The sequence below is a fragment of the Spirillospora sp. CA-142024 genome (assembly GCF_050942325.1).
Classification (GTDB): Bacteria; Actinomycetota; Actinomycetes; order Streptosporangiales; family Streptosporangiaceae; genus Spirillospora.
The window spans coordinates 9,150,820-9,170,722 of sequence record NZ_CP192077.1 but is presented as its reverse complement, the minus strand read 5'-3'; the positions used below and the strand labels follow the sequence as shown (position 1 = coordinate 9,170,722).

Here is a 19,903-nt window from a genome sequence, read left to right as displayed (position 1 = left end):
CCCCGGCGGGTGGGCTACGGTGAGCGCATGCAGACCCTCGCCGTCGATCATCCGCTCGTCGCGCACAAGCTCACCACGCTGCGGGACGTCCGGACCGACTCCCCCACGTTCCGCCGGCTGGCCGACGAGCTGGTCACGCTGCTCGCCTACGAGGCCACCCGCGACGTCCGGGTCGCGGAGGCCACCGTGCGGACCCCGCTCGTCCCCGCCCAGGGCGTCCAGCTGGCGAGCCCGAAGCCGCTCGTCGTGCCGATCCTGCGCGCCGGCCTCGGCATGCTGGACGGGATGACGCGGCTGCTGCCCACCGCCGAGGTCGGCTTCCTCGGCATGATCCGGGACGAGGGCACCCTGCAGGCCCAGACCTACGCGACCCGGCTCCCGGACGACCTCTCGGGCCGCCAGTGCTACGTCCTGGACCCGATGCTCGCCACCGGCGGGACGCTCGCCGCCGCGATCCGGCTGCTGTTCGACCGCGGCGCCGACGACGTCACGGCGATCTGCCTGCTCGCCGCCCCCGAGGGCCTGAAGTACCTGGAGCAGGCGTTCTCCGACATCTCGGCGCCGATCAAGGTGGTGACCGCGGCGATCGACTCCCACCTCAACGAGCAGGGCTTCATCATGCCGGGCCTCGGCGACGCGGGGGACCGGCTCTACGGCGTGGTCTGATCCCCTCCCACGGGGCCGCGCCGCGCTTCTAAACGCGACGTGACCTGCGATGTTCGTTCGGGACGGGGTGGGGTACCAACCCCCTACGGAACGCCACTGCGCGTTCCCCTCCGCCGCCTCGGCACAGGGGACCGTTACGGACCGGGCGGTGCGAGCGAGCTCGAGGACACGTGATGGCTCACCAAGGGGATGGCGACATGTCGCGCTACGCCGCGATCGGGGAGCGGCTCGCCGAGGAGTTCGACGGAGTGCACGGCGCCGACACGGTGAACCGGTGCGTCGCGGCCGCACGGTACGGCGCGGAGGAGGTCACGGGGGACGCACCGCCCGACCTCGTCGAGCGGATCGCCCGCCGGCACCTGGAGGTGCTGGCGACCGTCGCGGCCGAGAAGCGCCGCAAGGCGCGCCGCTCGTCCCTCGACAACGCGCCATAGGCCGGCGGACGCGCCGGGGCGACGTCGAGGCGGGCCATGGGCCCGGCGAACGTGTGACTCGCGCGCGCCACAGGGCTTGCTTTGCCGGTCGTGACGGCTGTGCGAAACTGAACCGGGGTCCGTGGCTCAACGCTCCGGGAGGCAGCCGTGCCCGCCAAGAAGTACATCGCGTGGGCCGCTGCGGCCTTCGTGGCGTTCTACGTCATCAACCAGCCGGACGGCGCGGCCCAGTCGGTGGAGAGCGCGGCCAGCGGCATCGCGTCCGCCGCCGATTCCCTGGCCACCTTCGTCAACGCGCTCGCCTGAGGCCGGCATGAGGCTAGTCACCCCCGGCGACTCCGCGCCGGCATCGGTCAACAAGTACCTGCTCCCCCACGAGAACCAGGTGATCACGGTACGGCGGCACCCGGCCGTGCTGATGGTCCCGGTCGGCCTGCTGCTCGGCGGTCTGATCATCGCGGGTGTGCTGACCAACACGGTCGCCAGCGACGCGGGCACCGTCATCAGCTGGATCTGGTGGGGCTGGCTGATCCTGCTCGCCTGGTTCGTCTGGCGCGTCGCGGAATGGTCCGTCGACTACTTCGTCATCACCAACCAGCGGATGCTGCTGACCACCGGCCTGATCACCCGCAAGGTGGCGATGATGCCGCTGGCCAAGGTCACCGACATGAGCTTCAAGCGGACGATCGCGGGCCGCATGCTCGGCTACGGCGAGTTCATCCTGGAGTCCGCCGGCCAGGACCAGGCCCTCACCAACGTGGACTTCCTGCCCTACCCCGAGCAGCTCTACCTCGAAGTCTGCGAAATGATCTTCCCGAACAAGAACCCGGCACCGGAGGAGAAGACGCTCCCGCCGCCTCCGCCCCCGCGCCGGCCCCGCGAGGCGGAGGACGTTCCGACCGCCCCGCTGCCCGACGACAACTCGGACGCCGACGCGTAGAACCACCCGCGATGGCCGGAAAACGCGGCGGGCTGGTCAATATCGGCGGCTGCCGGAAGGTTGCCCGGAAGGTCGGATACCGTCGGCGGGGTGGCAGTCCTCGCGATCGCCGGGCGATCCACTGACGCGAACCGGCGCACCTCGGTGTCCTCGCAGCGTGCGCCCGGGCGCCGGCCCGAGCCGTCCGGCCGGTCACTTCTTCCGCTGCTTCATTACTCTCGATGTGCGATAACCCGCGATATGCAATCATGTCGGCACCCCAGCCGCCTGTTTACTTCCGCTAAGTGAGTCCACATGCCGGGTCCAGGCAACGTCGGCGAACGTGTCCGCAACCTGCGGCTGACCAGACGCTTGTCGCAGGCACAGCTCGCCGGTCACGACCTCTCCGACAGCTACATCTCTCTGATCGAGTCGGGTAAGCGCACTCCGACGCCGACCGTCCTGCGCATGCTGGCCGAGCGCCTCGGGTGCACCCCGGAGTACCTCGCCGAGGGCGTCGAGCCGGAGCAGCGCGCCCACCTCGAAGTGCGGGAACGGCACGCGCACCTCGCGCTGCTGCGCGGCGACCCGGCCGCGGCCGAGTCCGGGTTCGACGAGGTGATCGCCCGCAGCGACGACCCCGACCTAACGGCCCGCGCCCGCTGGGGCCGCGCCCGCGCCCTGGAGGAGCTGGGCCGCACCGATCGCGCGATCGCGCTGTTCGAGGAGCTGCGCGAGCAGGCCGAACGCGACCCGGGCCGGGCGAGCTGGCTGTCCCCGGTGATCGCGCTGGCCCGGTGCTACCACGCCGTCGGCGACTTGGGGCAGGCCGTCGCGCTGGGGGAGCGTGCGCTCGAACGGCTGGACAAGCTCGGCCTCAACGCCGGCCACGAGTACACCGAGGCCGGGCGGATCCTGCTGCTCGCCTACGTCGACCGCTCCGATCCGATCCGCGCGCACGAACTCGGACGGCGCCTCCTCCGCCCGGAGAGGGCGGCCGATCCCGAGCCGGTGAGCGTCCACTACCAGCGGGCCAGCATGCGCGCGCTGGAGGAGGGGACCGTCGGCGACTCGCTGTACTTCGCCGACCAGGCACTTGCCGCGCGCTCCGACACGTCTCCGACCCAGGCTCATGCGCGCCTCGCCCTTGCCGGCGCCAAGGCTCTGCTCAGGGGCGTCAGGCCCTTCTCGGACGCCCCGGCGCCCGATGTCGCGCCGTCCGGTGAATTCGGGTTCGAACGTCCGCGCGCAGAGGGCTCGCGTCAGGCGGCGCAGGAGGCGCTCGACCTTCTCCAGGGGACGACGGACCTTGAGGGTGCCGAGGCCACCGAGAGCACCATCGCCAGGGCGCGCGCGCTCGTGCTGATCGGCGAACTGGACAGCGCGATCGCGACGCTCGAACAGTTCCTCAACACGGGTATGGCGCTGGCGGCCCCGACGAGCAGCCGCTCCGTGGCCCCGCTGCCTGGAAGCGACCTCGCCGTGCGCACCCAGAAGTCCGTCTTGGCCCGTCTCGTCCTGGCCCGTGCACGCGTCGCCCAGGGCGACCGGGCGGCCGCCCAGCTCGTCCTCGGGGCGGCCTCCGAGCAACTGGCGGCACTGCCCAAGGGCCGCCCGGCGGCGCACCTGTACAGGGAACTCGGCGAGCTCTACGAACTCGTCCATGCGCCGGAGAACGCCGCCACCGCCTACCGTCAGGCACTCGAAGCCGCCGGCCTCTCCGCGTCCCCCTCACCCACGGACGCCAGAGCCCACGTGTAGATCGCCTTGGCGATGTGACCGAGGGCGTTCGGTCGTCCTCGCATGCTCCCGGGCCCCCCGGAATAAAGTCGGTACCTCGGGTGTCCTATCATCGAAACATGGGATGACTGGTTGACTGGAGGTTCAACGTGACTCTGCGGACGGCGCGCCGGTCCTCGCTGGTCGACCAGGTGATCGACCAGCTCCGGGACGAGATCGCCGGCGGCGGCTGGCCGGTGGGCGGCAAGATCCCGCCGGAGCCGGTGCTGTCGGAGACCCTCGGGGTCGGGCGCAACACCGTCCGGGAGGCCGTGCGCGCGCTGACCCACGCCGGGCTGCTCGAAAGCCGGCAGGGCGACGGGACGTACGTGCGCGCGACGAGCGAGCTGTCCGGGGCCGTCCGGCGGCGGCTGGAGACGGCGGAACTCGTCGAGATCCTGGAGGTCCGGCGCGGGCTGGAGGTGGAGGCGGCCCGGCTCGCCGCCACCCGCCGGACGGACGCCGACATGGCCGCCATCGCGGTCGCCCTCGCGCGCAGGGACGCGGCGTGGGCGGCGGGCGAGCACGCGACGTTCGTCGAAGCGGACCTCGAATTCCACACCGCCGTCGTCGAGGCCACGCACAACCGCGTCCTGACGGACCTGTACCGCGACTTCAGCGCCGCGCTGCGGGCCAGCATCGGCGCCGCCGGCTCCCTCCTCGAACACGTCGACGTACCGCACGGCCCCATCGCCGCCGCCATCGAGGCGAGCGACGCCGAGGCCGCGACCCGGGCCACCCACGCCTGTCTCGACCAGATCCTCGCCTCGACCCTCCCCGCTCGTCCGGAGGCGGGCCGGGCGTCCGAGGGCCCGGCGGAGCCCGGCGCGGACTCCTGACGCGCCCGAACCGACAACTGAACCAGCGCTCCACGCCATGGCGACGCACGCCGACAGGCGGCCGGCGCTCTACGGACCGACACGAAGGTGACATGAACAGCTCTCAGACTCCCGTTTCCCGTGGCGCGGCGGTGTGGTCGCTCGTCGGCCTGGTGCTGCTGACGATCAACCTGCGCGCCGCGATCACCGGGATCTCCCCGGTGCTCGGCGACCTGCGGGACGTGTTCGGGCTGTCCGGCGCCGAGGTCGGTGTCCTCACCACGCTCCCGGTGCTGTGCCTCGGGCTGTTCGCGGCCGTCGCGCCGGTGGCCGCGCGGCGGTTCGGCGCCGAGGTCGCCATCGCCGGTTCGCTGGTGATGATCACGCTGGGGATCGTCCTGCGGGTGGTGCAGTCGCCCGTCTCGCTCTTCTTTGGAACGGTCCTGGCCGGCGCGGGGATCGCGATGGGCAACGTGCTCATGCCGGCGGTCATCAAGCGCGCGTTCCCGTCCCGCGTGGGCTCGCTGACCGGGCTCGCGATGATGCTGATGGCGGCCAGCGGCGCGGTCGCCGCCGGGCTCGCGGTGCCGCTGGACGAGGCCGGCGGCTGGCGGCTCGCCCTCGCCGTCTGGGCCGTCCCCTCGCTGGTCGCCGTGCTCGTGTGGGGTCCGCTCGCGCTGCGCGGCCGCCGGGCCCCGACCGCCCCCGTCCCGGCCCCGCGTGCCGAGGGCTCCCTGCTGCGCTCCCCGACCGCCTGGTTCGTCGCCGCGTTCATGGGGCTGGCGTCGCTGATGTTCTACGTCCTCATGTCGTGGCTGCCGGAGATCATGCAGGACGCCGGGTACCCGCCCGCGGCGGCCGGGATGATGGTCTCCACCATGATGATCGTCGGGATTCCGCTGGGCTTCCTCGTCCCCGTGTTCGCCGCCCGCATCCGCGACCAGCGTCCCCTCGTCGTCGCGGTCGTGGCCACCATGGTCGTCGGTCTGACCGGGCTGCTGCTCGCGCCGTCCGCCGGCTGGACCTGGGTCCTCGTCCTCGGAACCGGCACGGGAAGCGCGTTCCCGCTGGCCTACACCCTCCTCAGCCTTCGGTCCCCCAGCCCGTCCGTGGCGGCGAGCCTGTCCGGCATGGCGCAGACGGGCGGCTATCTCCTTGCCGCGGCCGGTCCGTTCGCGGTCGGCGTCCTGCACGGCGCCACCGGTGGCTGGAACGTTCCCATCGTCCTGCTGCTGGCCCTGCTCGTGCCGGAGGCGCTGTTCGGGCTGCTGGCCGCGCGCCCCGGGTTCGTCCGGCCGTCCCGCCCGCAGCCCCCGCTGGTCGAGGCGAAGGCGCTCACCGCCCCGGTCTCGACCCGCGCCCGCTGATCAGGTCAGGTCGACGGCGTCCAGGTCGAGGACGCGCGCGTGCAGGACGAGCCGCTGGTGCAGCGCCGCCCGGAGCGCCCGGTGCAGGCCGTCCTCCAGGTAGAGCTCGCCCTGCCACTGGACCACGTGGGGGAACAGATCGCCGTAGAACGTGGAGTCCTTTGAGAGCAGGGACTGCAGGTCCATCTCCCGCTTGGTGCTGACGAGCTGGTCGAGGCGGACCTGGCGGGGCGGGATCTTGGCCCAGTCCCGGGACGAGAGACCGTGCTCCGGATAGGGCCTTCCTTCACCTACCGCCTTGAAGATCACCCTTCGAGTCTACGGCGTCGGCACTACCCGGAGAAGGCAACGCAACAACATGCGTCACTCGACTTTCCCGAATCGGTAAACCAGTTACCGTGCAGGTCAACAGGTGCGTGACTAAGTACCCACGGTCCGTCGACGGGATTCCGGTCGCGTCACCACCGGTGATCGGACCAGGTGTACGCGGCGGGAAGCAGGTCGGCGATCGGGACGGTCCGGAGGGCGTCGTCCGTGCCGATGATGACGTCGATGGACGGGAAATAGTCGAGGAGGACCTGGCGGCAGCGTCCACAAGGCGGCATCACACCGCGGTCGCCGGAGCCCACCGCGACGATCGTGTCCAGGTGGTGGGCGCCCATGGCGGCCGCGGTTCCGATGACGGTCAGCTCCGCGCAGGGTCCTCCGGTGAAGTGGTAGACGTTCATCGCGGTGATGACCCGGCCGTCCCGCGCGCGGGCGGCGGCGGCCACCGTGTGCTCGTCGCCGCGGCTGTGCTCGGCCGCGACACGGGCGGCCGCCTGGACGAGTTCGTGGTCGACGCTCATGCTCTCCTCTGCCACACCCTGGGGACGCCGGTCACCGACATCATCACCGAGTACAGGGTTGTCGTCGCGGTGATGAACATGCGGTTGTTCTTGGGGCCGCCGAAGGTGATGTTGGAGACCGGCTCGGGGACGCGGATACGGCCGATGAGAGTGGAGTCCGGGTCGTAGCAGTGCACGCCGTCCTCCAGGGCCGCCGCCCAGAGCCGGCCGCCGTCGTCGAAACGGATGTTGTCGAAGCGGGCGCCGTCCCGGGCCTCGGCGAAGACCTCGCCGTCGGAGAGCGTGCCGTCGTCCCGGACGTCGAAGACCCTGATGTGGCCGGCGCGGGTGTCGGAGACGTAGAGGCGGCGTTCGTCCAGGGAGAAGACGAGGCCGTTCGGGCCGGCGAAACCGTCCGCGACGAGTCGGACCGCCCCGGTCACCGGATCGGCCCGGTAGACGTTGCAGGCGCCGATCTCGCTCTCGGCGCGGTGGCCCTCGTAGTCGCTGGTGATGCCGAAGTCGGGGTCGGAGAACCAGATCGATCCGTCGGAACGCACGACCGCGTCGTTCGGGCTGTTGAAGCGCCTGCCCTCGTGGCGGTCGGCGATGACGGTGCTGCTCCCGTCCGGCTCGGTCCTGGTCACCCGCCGGTTTCCCTGCTCGCAGGTGACCAGCCGGCCCTGCCCGTCGAGGGTGTTGCCGTTGCTGTGGCCGGCCGGGGCGCGGAAGAGTGAGACGGCGCCGGTCACCTCGTCCCAGCGCAGCATGCGGTCATTGGGGATGTCGCTCCAGATGAGCTGCCGCCAGGCGGGGAGGTAGAGCGGGCCCTCGGTCCAGCGGCCGTCCTCGTGGAGGCGTTCGAGGCGCTGGTCGCCGTGGCAGCATCGTCCGGTGCGGAAGCGCTCGTCCAGGACCTCGTATATCCCATATGCTGCTTCCTTGGGCATTGTTCCCCCACAGATGGCTCCTGCTGAACAAGGTTCAACATAGCTCGTCGACAACCGTACGCGATACAGTCTCCTGGTGAAGAACGTGGACGACATCGATCGCCGCCTGCTGGAACTCCTCCAGCAGGACGCCACCCGGTCCTACGCGGCGCTGGGGACGGCCGTGGGCCTGTCAGCCGGGGCCGTCCACGAACGGGTCCGGAAGCTGCGCGAACGCGGCGTCATCCTGCGGACGAGCGTGGACGTCGAGCCGGCGGCGCTGGGGCAGGGGGTGCTGGCCTTCATCATGATCGACGCGTCGACCTGGATGGGGGAACGCGCGGCCGACTTCGCCGCAATCCCGGAGGTCCAGGAGGCCCACGTCGTCGCGGGCAGCGCGTCCGTGCTCGTGAAGGTCCGCACGTCGACGACCACGCGGCTGCAGGACGTCCTGCGGCGCCTGTACGACATCCAGGGCGTGAGCGGAACGCGCGCCACGGTCGTCCTGGAGACGTTCTTCGAACGCCCGGTATCGCCCATGGGCGGGTGACGCCCCGCGAAGTGACCAGCCGCCACACATGACAGTGGGGGCCCGGAACCGGACCCCCACCGCACGTTCGCCCTAGGCGTCAGCGACTAGCCGTCGCCGAGGGCCTTCTTGGGACCGTCGGTGCCGTTGTCCGAACCGGCGGCGCGCTTGCTTTGCCGTCGGGTGAGGAACACGAAGCCGAGCGAGCCACAGGTGTAGCCGGTGGCATCAGCGACGCCGTAGACGAGATCTCCGTCGAACAGCACCTGGATGCCGACGATGATCAGGATGATGGCACAGTCCAGGATGGCGACCCAGCGCAGCTTTCGCGCCTTGGACAGGTGCCACTCACCCATCCAGGTGCCGAAGGCGGCCAACAGAGCGGCGTAGAAGCCGGTCTGCATGACCAGTTCCGCGAACTCACCGGCCCCCGGCATGGCTTCGTACCCGAGGGCAGCCGTGACGGCGAAGGTGAGGCCGCCGAGGACCCCGCCGAGCAAACCGCCTCCGGCGATGGCGGCAAGGTCCGCGTGATTGGGGGAAGAATCCACTGATCTCCTCCGATCTGGTTTTGACACCCGTTCCTCGTGAACGGGTTCGGAGAAGACCGTGCGGAACCACGACACGACCGCAATGAAGCCGGCGCACCGCGTGGACGACGAGAAGCACCTCGTCCCTTGCCGGGGGGGGAGAGCGCCGGCGGTGCAGCGCAGGGCGTGTCGCCCGTAAACCAGGTGCGTGATCAGATCATCAAGAACCCGGTGACGGTCGGGGACTCATCACGACGCCAATCTTCACGCTGAACACTAGGAGAACTAATCCCAGCCGCTAGCGCTTCCGAATAACCAACCCTCTTGCGTTCGCAGGAGGGTTGGGTCCTTTTATGGGCTTGCGTCCGGACGAGCGCAACAATTCGACGGGAGTTGCTCGCTGGGGGTGTGTTCCGCGCGCAGACCGTCACTGACGGCGGGCGGGTCATTGCCTTCGACGGCGGCATCGTCGCGGCCAAAGAGGTCTACGACGGTGGCGATGTCATCATTTTCGGCACCGGCACAGTCGGTCAGATCTCCAGCGGAGGCCGCAGTCTTCCCGCCCATGCCACCGAACCAGGACTGACCCAGGAGGCGCACGTCGTCGCGGGCAGCGCGGCCTTGCCCGTAAAGGTCTACACGTCGACGACCACGCGGCTGCAGGACGTCACGCGGCGGCTGTACGACATCCAGGGCGTGAGCGGGACGCGGGCAACGGTCGTCTTGGAGACGTTCTTCGAAGGACGGGCGTCGCGCATGGGCCAATGACCACCCCGACGACAAGGCGAAAGCCGGTGCCCGCATCGGACACCGGCCTCGGGTCGGCGGAGCATGCGATAACTCGCGAGCGCTCGCACGGCTGAGGATCACCGGTCGGTTCGGATGCCGAACTTCCCGCATGCCGCCGCGCGGCATGCGGGAGTCACGACACGATCAGGACGCGCGATCAGCTGTAGAAGGTGATGGTCGCGCGCTTGACGGTGGTGCCCCGGTTGGCCGAGTAGGTCCAGACCTCGGCGCGGTACTTGGTGTCCTCGTACGCGCCGGCGAGACTCCGGCAGGTGGTGTTCAGAGTGTGGTCGTAGTACCTGTTCTTGTCCGTCCATTTGGGGCTCGGCCCGGACCTGCTGATCGCGGTCAGCTTCACCGTCACGGTTCGTGGGCCCCCGGTGTTGAACGCCGCCGCGCAGAACTTGTCCGCGTTGTCGTTGTAGCTGACGCCGCCGTCAACGACCCTCTTGGTGAACGAGTTGGCCCATGCCGGCTGCGCGATCGAGAGGCACGCCGTCACCACGCCGGCGCCCACCACTGCCGTTCTGAGAAGCTTCTTCATCTTCGCCCTTCTGACTGGACCGGATCGCGGTCCGCTCGCTGCTGACCGTGAACCAGCGAGCCGTCCCAGCAGTGATCTCGCGCGCATCGTTGCGCGTTCGTGTCTTCGAACGACCGGTGTCGCCCATGGGCCGGGTGACGGCTCCGGGTTGCTGTGACGGCCCGCGCCCGTTCAACGGGGAAAAACGAAACTCGGGAGAACCCGATGAAACCTGTTCGCTTCCGTGACGTGACCTACGCCGCTGCCGCCGCCCTCTTCATCAGCGGTGCCCTCGGCGCCACCCTCGGCACCTCTTCGGGGGCGTCTGGCGCTTCCACTTCGGTGTGACCGCGTCCGTCTCCGGCGTAGTGGGGGCCGCCCTGTTCGCCTGGCAGTGGGCGGGCGGCGTGCCTCTCCTGAGCCTGGCCCTCGCGATCGGTTTGATCGCGGGCGGCGTCATCATGGCCGGCTGCCTTGCCCACATCACCGCCGGCGGTGCTGACCAGTAGGACGGCGCCACCGGTCGACCCGGCAGCGGGGCCTCCCACGGCCCCGCTGCTTCGTTCACCGTCCGGCCCTCGCACTACGCGTCGACGGGCCAAGCAGCGAGAGCAGCACCCGGTGTGGATGTCGCCCTCTACGCAAGTTGCCTGGTCAGGCTTGGCGGAGGATGCGAGTTTCGAACTCGCGAGCGCTTGCACGTACGGCGTCCAGGGCGTGAGCGGGACGCGGGCCACGGTCGTCCTGGGAGTCTACGGAGCGGCCAGTTCTCACTGGTCACGACGTCCGGCCGCTGGAACTGCCCGGCGACCGCCGGACGGCCCGCGGTGAGCGGTCCGGCCCTGTTCGCGGACGCCGCCACTGACCACGTCCCCGGACTCCAAGCTTGCGGCTCGCCGTGGCGGTGGGAGTCCGGGGCCGGAACCAGTGTGATCATCTTTTCGTCGGAACCGGCATGACCGATATCGATCCGTCGGCCGTTCCGGATTCACCCGACGCCTGGCGCGCCCTCGCCACCGACTGGGCCAAGACCTCAGGCGTCCACTCGCGGCGGTATACGGACCTCATGCAGGGAGCGGCCGCCCACCTGGGTGCCGCCCCGCAGGGCTCGCACACCCTGGCGTGGGCGCTGGGCGTCCTCACACTGACGGCCTGTCTAGAGGGAAGGGCCCTGCCCGATGCGGCACCCGTCGTGGCCGCCCTGACCGCGGCGGCCGAGCGACTGGACGGCGCGCCCTGCAACCACGCCGACCACCCGTATCTGACGGACTTCGACGCCGAAGATCTCACCTGGAGGTTCCGGCCGGAGGAGATGGCGCTGCGGGCAGTGGACGCCGGACCGCCCCTGGACGATCCCGGCCGGTGGAAGTGCCCGCGCAATGTCGCCGGGTTCGCGCGGGCGGCGGCCGAGGCGGTGTCCCCCGGCACCTTCGACGACGTCCCTGTTCGGGCCCCCGCGAGTGTCGGGCGGGGCCTGGAGTACCTCTCCGACGTGATCTATGACCACCCCTACGGTGACCCGTACGAGACCCTCGTCGGCGAGGCCCGTGACCTGCTGGAAGCCGCGCGCCAGGACACGCCCGAGCTGCCGGGCCTGGTGGTCACCAACTGCGCGCTGCTCTGGTACGCAGTCTCCGAACGGGTCGACTCCGTCGAGGTCCTGGACGAGATCATCGCCGCCCACGAAGCCGCCGCGCGACGTTGCGAGGAGACTCCGGTGTGCGACCACGCCACCCATCCGGACCTCTCTGACTTCGAGAACTACCGCAGAGACGCCGAACTGATGCTCACCCCCGGAGGACGGCGCGCCTACCGATGGCGGCAACGATCGCTGGGCGGTCTCCCGCTGGAAGCCTGGACGTGCCGCCACCATTTCGGCATCGAAGCCGAAATCGCGCTGGACGAGCTCCGCGAAGCCCGCGCGGAGCTGACCGCCGAAGCCGGACAAGCCGACGAAGAGGGTTAGGGCTCCTGACAGGATGCGCGCCGGGTGCCGACCACTCGCACCGGCCGCATCCGAACGCCGGACGGGGCGGTGACCCGCTTCCTCCGGGCGGCCCGGCTATCGCCGTTGGCCGTTCGGTTGCTGCTCAGGGCGCAGAAGTCCCAGAGTCCGTGGGAACTGAAGGATGCTCAGCCGAAGCAAGGCTGCGCGGACGCCGGCCTGGGCTTTTTCGTCACGCTGGTTCGCTCCGGCCACAGCCAGTGCCGGGCAGGCCGGACAAAGCGCAAGCTCAGTGATGGGCCCCTGAAGAGCTCTGGTTTCCACGGGCCGCTCTGCTGCTGGGCTGCCGAGCGGAATGCCTCAGCAGGGACCCGAGAGGGTCGACTGCGACTGGAAGCACTGAGGGCGGCACCCGTGTGGGGCCGCCCTCGGACGTTCTGCCTGGTGAGGCTGGCGGAGGATGCGAGATTCGAACTCGCGAGCGCTTGCACGCAACACGCTTTCCAAGCGTGCGCCCTAGGCCACTAGGCGAATCCTCCACGGGGGATCCTACCGGTTCTCGGGCAGTGACCTGACATCGATTACGGCGCGGATGGGGACCGGGCCGTACACGTGAGGAAAGAGCTCGTCACCGGCGGGTTCGTACCGGACGGGCGCGTCCAGGAGGGACACGTCGATGGTCAGCAGGACCAGGCTGTCTCGGCTGACGTCGGTGTAGAAACGGTCGAGGACGCCGTCCACCTGGTCCATGTCGGACGAGCAGTGGATGAAGCCCTCCTCGTCCAGCCTCCGGCCCAGGGTGGACATGGTGTACGACACGCCCGTGGCCCGGGCGGATTCCCAGTGGGTTCGTTCGGCGATGTGCAGGAGCGTGCCCTGGGGTGACGGGGACATGAGCCGGAGACTACGCGGAAGCGTGGCGTTCCGGGGCGGGGGATGCCATAGACTTTGGGCAGACCCCTCGCACGGCGTCACCCTGTGAACCTCCCCAGGGCCGGAAGGCAGCAAGGATAAGCAGGCTCTGGCGGGTGTGCGGGGGGTCCCTTGGTTTGACGGCGACGATCTGCTTCCGACGCTCTGCTTCTCGAGGGAGGGCGGACCCCCGATGAGTCTGGCTCTGTACCGCAAGTACCGGCCAGCGACGTTCGCCGAGCTGAAGGGGCAGGAACATGTCGCCGAGCCCCTGCAGCAGGCGCTGCGCAACGGCCGGATCAACCACGCGTACCTGTTCAGCGGTCCGCGCGGCTGCGGTAAGACGTCCAGCGCCCGGATCCTCGCCCGCTCGCTGAACTGCGAGCAGGGGCCGACCCCCGACCCGTGCGGCAAGTGCGACTCGTGCGTCGCGCTCGGGCCGTCCGGGACGGGGCACATCGACGTGATCGAGATCGACGCCGCCTCCCACGGTGGTGTCGACGACGCCCGCGACCTGCGGGAACGTGCCTTCTTCGCCCCGGTTTCGGCGCGCTTCAAGGTGTACATCATCGACGAGGCGCACATGGTGACCCGGGAGGGCTTCAACGCGCTGCTGAAGCTCGTCGAGGAGCCTCCGCCGCACCTGAAGTTCGTGTTCGCGACGACCGAGCCGGAGAAGGTCATCGGGACGATCCGGTCCCGGACCCACCACTACCCGTTCCGGCTGATCCCGCCGGGTGTGCTGCAGGAGCTCGTCGAGGAGATCCTGCGGAGCGAGGACGTCCCGTACGAGGCGTCGGCGCTGCCGCTGGCCGTCCGGGCCGGGGCCGGTTCCGCGCGTGACACGCTGTCGATCCTGGACCAGCTGCTCGCCGGGTCGGACGAGGAGGGCATCACGTACGCGCGGGCCGTCTCGCTCCTCGGATACACCGACTCCGCGCTGCTGGACGAGGTCATCGCGGCCTTCGCGGCCCGGGACGGCGCCGCCGTGTTCGCCGCCGTCGACAGGGTGATCGAGAGTGGCCAGGACCCGCGCCGTTTCACCGCCGACCTGCTGGAACGCATCCGGGACCTGGTGATCCTGTCGAACGTCCCGGAGGCCGCGGGTTCGGGGCTGCTGAACGCCCCGCCGGACGAGCTGGAGCAGATGCGTCGCCAGGCGTCCTCGATGGGCCCCGGGGAGCTGACCCGCGCGGCCGATCTGCTGCACACCGGCCTCACCGAGATGCGCGGCGCCACGTCCCCGCGGCTGCTGCTGGAGCTGATCTGCGCCCGGATCCTCCTGCCGGCCGCGTACGAGGACGAGGCGTCCATGTTCGCCCGCCTCGACCGCCTGGAACGCCAGGCCGCCGACGGCGGCCTCGGCGGCGGCCAGGGAGGCGCCGCCGGGACGGACCGCCTGTCCCAGGCGTTCGCCGCCGCACCCCCGGCCGCGCAGCCGGGCCCCGCGCGGCCGGGCCCCGCGAGGGGAGCGTCCGCGCAGGAAACGCCGCGGCAGGAAGCCTCCACGCAGGGAAGCCCTGCGCCGGCAGGGCGCGATGGCGGTTCTCAATCTCGCGGAGACAACTCCCCGCCCTCCCAGGGGGGCGACCCCACTTCCAGTGTCGACCCCCGCCCCACCACCGCACCATCAGAACAACGTTCTGTGGATAACCGCGGCGCCGCGCCCGCGCCGAGCGCCCCGGTTCCCGCCGCGCCCGCGCCGCCCGCGCCGAGCCCCCCGGCTCCCGCCTCCGGCGGGGGGACGGACTTCGCCACCATCCAGCGGCTCTGGCCGGATGTCGTGGAGGCCGTGAAGCAGAAGAGCCGCGCGACCTGGATGGTCATCATGTCCGGGGTGCAGCCGGTGTCGCTCGACGGCAAGGTCCTCACGCTCGGCTTCGACGCGGAGGGACGCCGCCTGGGCTTCGTCAACGGCGGACGCGACACCGTCCTCCGCGAGGTCTTCAAGGAGCGCATGGGCGTCGACTGGCGGATCGAGACCGTCGTCGGCGGAGCGTCCGGCGGGCCTCCACCGGGGAGGCCGGGCCCTAGCGGTGGGTTCGGTGGGGCGGCCACACCGAACCCGGCCCCGCAACCGCGGCCGCCGGCACAGCCCCCTGCGCCCAGGGCCGAACCGGTCCCGGAACCGCCGCCCCCGCCGCCCGACGAGCCTCCGCCGCCGCCCGAGCCGCCACCGGTGGACGAGAGCGACGAGGTCGACCCCGAAGGCGACGCGGACGCCGAGGGCACCGAGGCCGAGATGAACGGGATGGCGCTCATCCAGCGCGAGCTGGGCGGCCAGATCATCCGCGAGATCGACAACTCCTGACCCGCCCGGTCCCGGCACGAGCCGGCACGCCGAGGCGACCCTCCGCGGTACCGCCTCCGCCATGCCGCAATCCAGGATCAAATAACCGTTCGATCACGGATCCGGGACGCGGGGAAAGCGATTCGGCCTTCCGGACAAGCAATCGGTAGAGGCCGTGATCGCGCGGCCCGCTCCCGCAGAGAGGACGGCACGTGAAGGCAGGACTCCGTATGGTCATCACCGCCGGCGTCGTCACCGCGACGACACTGGCTCCGGCAGCCGCGACGGTCACCGGGGCTTCGGCCGCCGGCAAGGTCACAGTCAAGATCTCCAAGGCCAACGTGGAGTACGCCCGCGTCGAGGTGAAGAACGGGACCAGCAAGACCCTCAAGGACGTGGAGGTCGACCTGTGTTACGACGGGGGGCCCTGCAAGAAGCTGAACCGGTGGCTCGACACGATCAAACCAGGGGACACCGTCGCCTACACCGGCACGTGCACCCGGCACAAGAAGATCTACGGCCTGGTTCAGTACCCCCGTGACCACGGCGAGCACTCGGGCACCATCACCTGCTGAGGCGAACGCGGCAAGCCCCGGCCATGGCCGGGGCTTTTCGTATGGGTGCCCGCGCACGGGAGACACGGTGCAGCGGTCCCCCGGCGAATCGGCACACCGGCGACTGCACTTACGGGAGGGTGTCGCGAACCCGTAGTCTCGTGGGACGGACGTCCGGTGGCTGGCGGAGCGCCAGGAATAGGGCCCTCGGGGGCCGGAAGAGGGAGTGCACCGTGGAACCCGGTGGTCAGCTGAACATGCAGGAACTGCTCCAGCAGGCGCAGGCCATGCAGGAGCAGCTCTTCAACGCGCAGCGCGAGCTCGCGGAGGCCGAGGTGAAGGGCACCGCCGGCGGCGGGCTCGTCACCGCGACGGTCAACGGGCAGGGCGAGGTCACGGGGCTGTCGATCGACCCGAAGGCCATCGACCCCGACGACCCGGCCGACACCGCGGAGACCATCGCCGACCTCGTGCTGGCCGCGATCCGCGACGCCGCCCGCGAGGCGCAGGAGCTCCAGCAGGAGAAGATGGGGCCGCTCGCGCAGGGCCTCGGCGGCGGCATCCCCGGCCTCGGCGGAGGCGGGGCCGGCGGCGGTCTGCCCGGCGGTTTCCCCGGGCTCGGCGGCTGAGCGGGCGACGACCAGGAAAGGAGGGGTCCGTTGTACGAAGGGGTGGTTCAGAACCTCATCGACGAGCTGGGCAGGCTGCCCGGCGTCGGCCCCAAGAGCGCGCAGCGGATCGCCTTCCACCTCCTCGCCGCCGATCCGGCCGACGTCGAACGCCTCGGCAAGGCGCTCAAGGAGGTCAAGGACAAGGTCCGCTTCTGCAAGACGTGCGGGAACGTCGCGGAAGAGGAGGAATGCCGGATCTGCCGTGACGCGCGCCGCGACCCCCACGTCATCTGCGTGGTGGAGGAGTCCAAGGACGTCGTCGCGATCGAGAAGACCCGCGAGTTCCGCGGCCGCTACCACGTCCTCGGCGGCGCGATCAGCCCGATCGAGGGCGTCGGACCGGACGACCTGCGCATCCGCGAGCTGATGCAGCGCCTCGCGGACGGGACGGTGACCGAGCTGATCCTCGCCACCGACCCCAATCTGGAAGGCGAGGCGACGGCGACGTATCTCGCCCGGCTCGTCAAGCCCATGGGCATCACCGTCACCCGTCTGGCCAGCGGCCTGCCGGTGGGTGGCGATCTTGAGTACGCAGACGAGGTGACGCTTGGCCGCGCATTCGAAGGACGGAGGCTGCTCGATGTCTGACGCCAACAGCCCGCAGGACTGGAACGCCCTCGCCGAACGCGTGGCGTGCCACGTCGACAACTACCTGAACGGACTGGAGGCGGTCGCCCGCGGCGACGGCGGGACGCACACCATCCCGCTCCTCCTCCTCGAAGTGTCGCAGGTCATCCTGGCCGGCGCGCAGCTCGGCGCCAGCGCCGACGTGATCCTCCCGGACAACTGGGAACCCGAGGTCGGCGACGACCCCGACCTCGACTCGATCCGGCAGGGCCTCTGCGAGCGGCTCGAAGCGCTGGACGAGTACGTCGAGGTCTTCGACCCCTACAAGGACACCGAGCCCACCTCGTACCGCCTGTCGGACGACCTCGTGGACGTCGCCAGCGATCTCGTCCACGGGCTCCGCCACTACAACCAGGACCGGCCGCTGGAAGCCCTCTGGTGGTGGCAGTACTCCTACTTCAACCACTGGGGCAACCACGCGGGCGCCGCCCTGCGCGCCCTGCACGCCTTCGTCGCCAACGCCCGCCTGGACGTCTCCACGGAAGTGGCCAGGGCCTAGCCGCCTAGCCGGACGCGCCGGAACTCACCGACGCGCCTAACGCCCACGCGACCAGTTCGGCCGCCTTCTCCACGTCCGAGCCGATCTGTCCGCCCTTCTCGGACGCCCACGCGTACTGGCGCAGGTCGTCGTCCCAGACGATGGTCGCCTCCTGCCCCCGGTAGGCGACGCACAGCACGCCCCGGTCGTCGTCCGGCCGGGTCGCCGACACCTGCGGCGCCCGCCGCCGCAGGGCCGCGTACAGCGAATGAAGCGGCCCCCTGGGCACCCGCGGCAAGTCCTCGAACGCGGCCATCGACTCTCCCATCGGCTCGGTCACGACGGCGTCCGCCCACCGGGTCGGCGCCCGCCGTTACATAGACGCTTTGCCCCGCTTTCGGGTGGTCCGCCGAGAAGATCTCATCACACCGCGGCCCCGCCGTCTCCCCCCGTGCCGCCTCCGTCCGTGGAAGCGGTGCGGGCGCCGTAGAGGTGGCCTTCGGCGGCGCGGGCGGCCATGACGGCCACATCGCCCACGTCCATCGACGCGAGGGGCTCGATGCCCAGCAGGTAGCGGCAGTAGGCGATGCCGAGGGTCTGGCTCAGCAGGAGGGCGGCGCGCTCGCGGACGTCCGGGGCGTCCGGCAGGGCCTTGCGCAGGGCGGGGACGATCTCCTTGTCGAAGATGGCCTGGACGCGGGCCGCGGCGTCGGGGTGGGTGGGCGCCGTGCGCAGCAGGACGGCCTCGGCGGCGTTCTCGCCGGCCTCCCAGCGGGCGAGGAACGCCCGCACGTAGGCGGCGGCCGCGTCCCCGGCGTCGCCGAGGTCGGGAACGGCGAGGTCGATGGCCGAGGCGGCGGCGTAGAGGTCGGCCTTGCTGCCGAAGTACCGGATGACCATGGACGGGTCGATGCCGGCGTCCGCGGCGATGGCGCGGATCGTCGCCCGCTCGTAGCCGTCGCCCGCGAACCGCCGCCGGGCCGCGCTCAGGATCGCGGTCCTGGTCGCCGCGGAGCGCTCGGTGAAAGCCATGCCCGCCAACATATGCCATCACGCGTTGGCAAACGCCGGTTCGACGGTCTAGAGTCCATCACGTGTTGGCCATCAACCGTTGGCAAACAGGCATTGGTATAGGAGTCGATCATGCAGGCTCTCCCGCAGTCCGCCGACGTGCTCGTCATCGGCGCAGGTCCCGTCGGGTTGTCGCTCGCCACCTCGCTCCGGCAGCGGGGTGTGGACGCGGTCCTGCTGGACCGGGCGGCCGAAGGCGCGAACACCTCTCGGGCGGCCGTCGTCCATGCCCGCACGCTGGAGGTGCTGCGCGACATCAAGGTCACCGATGAGCTGATCGAGCGCGGCCTCGTCGTGCCGCGCTTCACCGTCCGTGAGCGGGACCGCGTCCTGCTCACCGTCGAGTTCGGCGAGCTGCCGACCGACTTCCCCTACACGCTGCTCGTCCCCCAGAACATCACCGAAGAGATCCTGCTTCGCCGTCTGGAGGCGGTCGGCGGGCAGGTGAACCGGCCGTTCGAGGTGACCGGGCTGACACAGGACGAGGACGGAGTGACGGCAACTCTCGCCGGCGGCGAGCGGTTCCAGGCCCGCTACGTGGTCGGGGCGGACGGGATGCACAGCATCGTCCGCGAGCACACCGGGATCGCCTTCGAGGGCGACGCCTACCCGGAGTCCTTCGTGCTGGCGGACGTGCACCTGGACTGGGCCGGCGCCGGAGACGAGGTCATGCTGTTCTTCTCCCCGGAAGGCGTGACGGTGGTCGCTCCGCTGCCCGGAGGACGGCACCGCATCGTCGCGACCGTCGACGAGGCCCCCAAGGAGCCGACCGCCGCCGATGTCCAGGCGCTCCTGGACAAGCGGGGCCCGAAGGAGCACCCGGCGGTGGTCCGGGACGTCGTGTGGAGTTCACGCTTCCGCGTCCACCACAGGCTGGCCGCGCACTACCGCGCGGGACGCGTCTTCCTGGCCGGAGACTCCGCCCACGTCCACAGCCCCGCGGGCGGGCAGGGCATGAACACCGGCATCCAGGACGCCCTCGTGCTCGCGGAAAAGCTCGCCGCCGTCCTAAACGACGGCGCGCCCGACGGCACGCTCGACGCCTACGAGACGGAACGCCGTCCCGTCGCCGAGCACGTCGTCTCCTTCACCGACAAGATGACGCACGTCGCGACGGTCGGCAGCCCGGTCCTCCGCGGCATGCGCAACACGCTGCTGCGCGCTCTCGACTGGGTCCCGGCCGTCCACCGCACGATGGCCATGAACCTCTCCGAGCTCTCCACCGACCCTGCCCGACACCGCTGA

24 protein-coding genes, 1 tRNA gene, 1 other RNA gene and 1 pseudogene are annotated in these 19,903 nt (G+C 70.6%); 18 read left to right on the top strand and 9 right to left on the bottom strand.

All coding sequences use genetic code 11. The annotated features are described in order from the left end of the window. Positions 1–27 precede the first annotated feature (27 nt). From upp to ACQPZP_RS43480, 7 genes and pseudogenes are all read left to right on the top strand, one after another. Positions 28–666, top strand: a complete 639-nt coding sequence (gene upp, locus ACQPZP_RS43510; protein WP_433475444.1) for a uracil phosphoribosyltransferase — start codon at positions 28–30, stop codon at positions 664–666. A 197-nt stretch (positions 667–863) separates the two neighbouring features. Beyond that, on the top strand, positions 864–1,100 hold the full coding sequence (locus ACQPZP_RS43505; RefSeq protein WP_433465388.1) for a hypothetical protein: 237 nt from the start codon (positions 864–866) through the stop codon (positions 1,098–1,100). Positions 1,101–1,247: 147 nt separating this feature from the next. After that, positions 1,248–1,406, top strand: coding sequence for a hypothetical protein (locus ACQPZP_RS43500; RefSeq protein WP_433465387.1), 159 nt, complete (start codon positions 1,248–1,250; stop codon positions 1,404–1,406). A gap of 7 nt (positions 1,407–1,413) precedes the next feature. Next, positions 1,414–1,923 (top strand): annotated as a pseudogene (locus ACQPZP_RS43495) (PH domain-containing protein); the annotation flags it as partial. A gap of 411 nt (positions 1,924–2,334) precedes the next feature. After that, positions 2,335–3,780: a helix-turn-helix domain-containing protein gene (locus ACQPZP_RS43490; protein WP_433475443.1), complete on the top strand. Its 1,446-nt coding sequence runs from the start codon at positions 2,335–2,337 to the stop codon at positions 3,778–3,780. A 128-nt stretch (positions 3,781–3,908) separates the two neighbouring features. Further along, positions 3,909–4,637, top strand: coding sequence for a FadR/GntR family transcriptional regulator (locus tag ACQPZP_RS43485; protein ID WP_433475442.1), 729 nt, complete (start codon positions 3,909–3,911; stop codon positions 4,635–4,637). 92 nt (positions 4,638–4,729) lie between these two features. Next, a complete protein-coding gene (locus tag ACQPZP_RS43480; protein ID WP_433475441.1) occupies positions 4,730–5,983 on the top strand; it encodes a CynX/NimT family MFS transporter in 1,254 nt (417 codons plus the stop codon). On the opposite strand, the gene ACQPZP_RS43475 is transcribed toward ACQPZP_RS43480, so the two are convergent. The 3 genes from ACQPZP_RS43475 to ACQPZP_RS43465 form a co-directional block, all read right to left on the bottom strand. Then, positions 5,984–6,292, bottom strand: coding sequence for a type II toxin-antitoxin system VapB family antitoxin (locus ACQPZP_RS43475; protein WP_433465383.1), 309 nt, complete (start codon positions 6,290–6,292; stop codon positions 5,984–5,986). Positions 6,293–6,441: 149 nt separating this feature from the next. Further along, a complete protein-coding gene (locus tag ACQPZP_RS43470; protein WP_433475440.1) occupies positions 6,442–6,831 on the bottom strand; it encodes a cytidine deaminase family protein in 390 nt (129 codons plus the stop codon). Beyond that, entirely contained in the window at positions 6,828–7,760 is a 933-nt protein-coding gene (locus tag ACQPZP_RS43465; RefSeq protein ID WP_433475439.1) for an SMP-30/gluconolactonase/LRE family protein, read from the bottom strand. The genes ACQPZP_RS43470 and ACQPZP_RS43465 overlap by 4 nt, the downstream gene beginning before the upstream one ends. Positions 7,761–7,836: 76 nt before the next feature. On the opposite strand from ACQPZP_RS43465, the gene ACQPZP_RS43460 reads away from it, so the two are divergent. Next, positions 7,837–8,289 (top strand): Lrp/AsnC family transcriptional regulator, encoded by a 453-nt coding sequence (locus ACQPZP_RS43460; RefSeq protein ID WP_433475438.1) that lies wholly within the window; start codon positions 7,837–7,839, stop codon positions 8,287–8,289. Between the two features lie 86 nt (positions 8,290–8,375). Here the strand turns inward: ACQPZP_RS43460 and ACQPZP_RS43455 are convergent, their stop codons facing one another. Further along, complete coding sequence (locus ACQPZP_RS43455) at positions 8,376–8,819, bottom strand: hypothetical protein (protein ID WP_433475437.1); 444 nt, start codon at positions 8,817–8,819, stop codon at positions 8,376–8,378. Between the two features lie 387 nt (positions 8,820–9,206). On the opposite strand from ACQPZP_RS43455, the gene ACQPZP_RS43450 reads away from it, so the two are divergent. Continuing rightward, complete coding sequence (locus ACQPZP_RS43450; RefSeq protein ID WP_433475436.1) at positions 9,207–9,566, top strand: Lrp/AsnC ligand binding domain-containing protein; 360 nt, start codon at positions 9,207–9,209, stop codon at positions 9,564–9,566. A 178-nt stretch (positions 9,567–9,744) separates the two neighbouring features. Here the strand turns inward: ACQPZP_RS43450 and ACQPZP_RS43445 are convergent, their stop codons facing one another. Further along, positions 9,745–10,131 (bottom strand): hypothetical protein, encoded by a 387-nt coding sequence (locus tag ACQPZP_RS43445; protein WP_433475435.1) that lies wholly within the window; start codon positions 10,129–10,131, stop codon positions 9,745–9,747. A 323-nt stretch (positions 10,132–10,454) separates the two neighbouring features. Between ACQPZP_RS43445 and ACQPZP_RS43440 the strand changes: the two genes are divergently transcribed. Together ACQPZP_RS43440 and ACQPZP_RS43435 are read left to right on the top strand one after the other, a co-directional pair. Continuing rightward, complete coding sequence (locus ACQPZP_RS43440; protein ID WP_433475434.1) at positions 10,455–10,619, top strand: hypothetical protein; 165 nt, start codon at positions 10,455–10,457, stop codon at positions 10,617–10,619. Positions 10,620–11,065: 446 nt separating this feature from the next. Continuing rightward, positions 11,066–12,076 carry a hypothetical protein gene (locus ACQPZP_RS43435; RefSeq protein ID WP_433475433.1) on the top strand — a complete coding sequence of 337 codons (1,011 nt, stop codon included), beginning with the start codon at positions 11,066–11,068 and terminating at the stop codon, positions 12,074–12,076. 430 nt (positions 12,077–12,506) lie between these two features. Here ACQPZP_RS43435 and ACQPZP_RS43430 read toward each other — a convergent pair. Together ACQPZP_RS43430 and ACQPZP_RS43425 are read right to left on the bottom strand one after the other, a co-directional pair. Next, positions 12,507–12,594: transfer RNA gene (locus tag ACQPZP_RS43430), tRNA-Ser, on the bottom strand. A gap of 10 nt (positions 12,595–12,604) precedes the next feature. Continuing rightward, positions 12,605–12,949: a DUF952 domain-containing protein gene (locus ACQPZP_RS43425; protein ID WP_433475432.1), complete on the bottom strand. Its 345-nt coding sequence runs from the start codon at positions 12,947–12,949 to the stop codon at positions 12,605–12,607. Positions 12,950–13,007: 58 nt separating this feature from the next. Between ACQPZP_RS43425 and ffs the strand changes: the two genes are divergently transcribed. The 6 genes from ffs (at position 13,008) to ACQPZP_RS43395 (ending at position 17,608) form a co-directional block, all read left to right on the top strand. Beyond that, an RNA gene (ffs, locus tag ACQPZP_RS43420) (signal recognition particle sRNA small type) lies at positions 13,008–13,103 on the top strand. 57 nt (positions 13,104–13,160) lie between these two features. Next, positions 13,161–15,278, top strand: coding sequence for a DNA polymerase III subunit gamma and tau (locus tag ACQPZP_RS43415; protein ID WP_433475431.1), 2,118 nt, complete (start codon positions 13,161–13,163; stop codon positions 15,276–15,278). 191 nt (positions 15,279–15,469) lie between these two features. Beyond that, positions 15,470–15,832, top strand: coding sequence for a hypothetical protein (locus ACQPZP_RS43410; RefSeq protein WP_433475430.1), 363 nt, complete (start codon positions 15,470–15,472; stop codon positions 15,830–15,832). 212 nt (positions 15,833–16,044) lie between these two features. After that, positions 16,045–16,440, top strand: a complete 396-nt coding sequence (locus tag ACQPZP_RS43405; protein WP_433475429.1) for a YbaB/EbfC family nucleoid-associated protein — start codon at positions 16,045–16,047, stop codon at positions 16,438–16,440. A 30-nt stretch (positions 16,441–16,470) separates the two neighbouring features. Further along, positions 16,471–17,070 carry a recombination mediator RecR gene (recR, locus tag ACQPZP_RS43400; RefSeq protein WP_433465345.1) on the top strand — a complete coding sequence of 200 codons (600 nt, stop codon included), beginning with the start codon at positions 16,471–16,473 and terminating at the stop codon, positions 17,068–17,070. Continuing rightward, positions 17,063–17,608: a DUF5063 domain-containing protein gene (locus tag ACQPZP_RS43395; RefSeq protein WP_433465344.1), complete on the top strand. Its 546-nt coding sequence runs from the start codon at positions 17,063–17,065 to the stop codon at positions 17,606–17,608. The genes recR and ACQPZP_RS43395 overlap by 8 nt, the downstream gene beginning before the upstream one ends. Before the next feature lie 4 nt (positions 17,609–17,612). On the opposite strand, the gene ACQPZP_RS43390 is transcribed toward ACQPZP_RS43395, so the two are convergent. Further along, positions 17,613–17,927, bottom strand: a complete 315-nt coding sequence (locus ACQPZP_RS43390; protein WP_433475428.1) for a hypothetical protein — start codon at positions 17,925–17,927, stop codon at positions 17,613–17,615. 83 nt (positions 17,928–18,010) lie between these two features. After that, the gene (locus ACQPZP_RS43385; protein WP_433475427.1) at positions 18,011–18,619 is read right to left on the bottom strand and encodes a TetR family transcriptional regulator; all 609 of its coding nucleotides are present in this window, start codon (positions 18,617–18,619) and stop codon (positions 18,011–18,013) included. A 111-nt stretch (positions 18,620–18,730) separates the two neighbouring features. On the opposite strand from ACQPZP_RS43385, the gene ACQPZP_RS43380 reads away from it, so the two are divergent. Beyond that, on the top strand, positions 18,731–19,903 hold the full coding sequence (locus ACQPZP_RS43380) for an FAD-dependent oxidoreductase (RefSeq protein ID WP_433475426.1): 1,173 nt from the start codon (positions 18,731–18,733) through the stop codon (positions 19,901–19,903).

Bases quoted from the DNA above. Each gene is read 5' to 3' on its own strand.
- ACQPZP_RS43470 (WP_433475440.1), bottom strand. From the start codon at position 6,831: ATGAGCGTCGACCACGAACTCGTCCAGGCGGCCGCCCGTGTCGCGGCC.
- ACQPZP_RS43415 (WP_433475431.1), top strand. From the start codon at position 13,161: ATGAGTCTGGCTCTGTACCGCAAGTACCGGCCAGCGACGTTCGCCGAG.
- upp (WP_433475444.1), top strand. From the start codon at position 28: ATGCAGACCCTCGCCGTCGATCATCCGCTCGTCGCGCACAAGCTCACC.
- ACQPZP_RS43380 (WP_433475426.1), top strand. From the start codon at position 18,731: ATGCAGGCTCTCCCGCAGTCCGCCGACGTGCTCGTCATCGGCGCAGGT.
- ACQPZP_RS43395 (WP_433465344.1), top strand. From the start codon at position 17,063: ATGTCTGACGCCAACAGCCCGCAGGACTGGAACGCCCTCGCCGAACGC.
- ACQPZP_RS43435 (WP_433475433.1), top strand. From the start codon at position 11,066: ATGACCGATATCGATCCGTCGGCCGTTCCGGATTCACCCGACGCCTGG.
- ACQPZP_RS43425 (WP_433475432.1), bottom strand. From the start codon at position 12,949: ATGTCCCCGTCACCCCAGGGCACGCTCCTGCACATCGCCGAACGAACC.
- ACQPZP_RS43465 (WP_433475439.1), bottom strand. From the start codon at position 7,760: ATGCCCAAGGAAGCAGCATATGGGATATACGAGGTCCTGGACGAGCGC.
- ACQPZP_RS43385 (WP_433475427.1), bottom strand. From the start codon at position 18,619: ATGGCTTTCACCGAGCGCTCCGCGGCGACCAGGACCGCGATCCTGAGC.
- ACQPZP_RS43490 (WP_433475443.1), top strand. From the start codon at position 2,335: ATGCCGGGTCCAGGCAACGTCGGCGAACGTGTCCGCAACCTGCGGCTG.
- ACQPZP_RS43480 (WP_433475441.1), top strand. From the start codon at position 4,730: ATGAACAGCTCTCAGACTCCCGTTTCCCGTGGCGCGGCGGTGTGGTCG.
- ACQPZP_RS43505 (WP_433465388.1), top strand. From the start codon at position 864: ATGTCGCGCTACGCCGCGATCGGGGAGCGGCTCGCCGAGGAGTTCGAC.
- ACQPZP_RS43445 (WP_433475435.1), bottom strand. From the start codon at position 10,131: ATGAAGAAGCTTCTCAGAACGGCAGTGGTGGGCGCCGGCGTGGTGACG.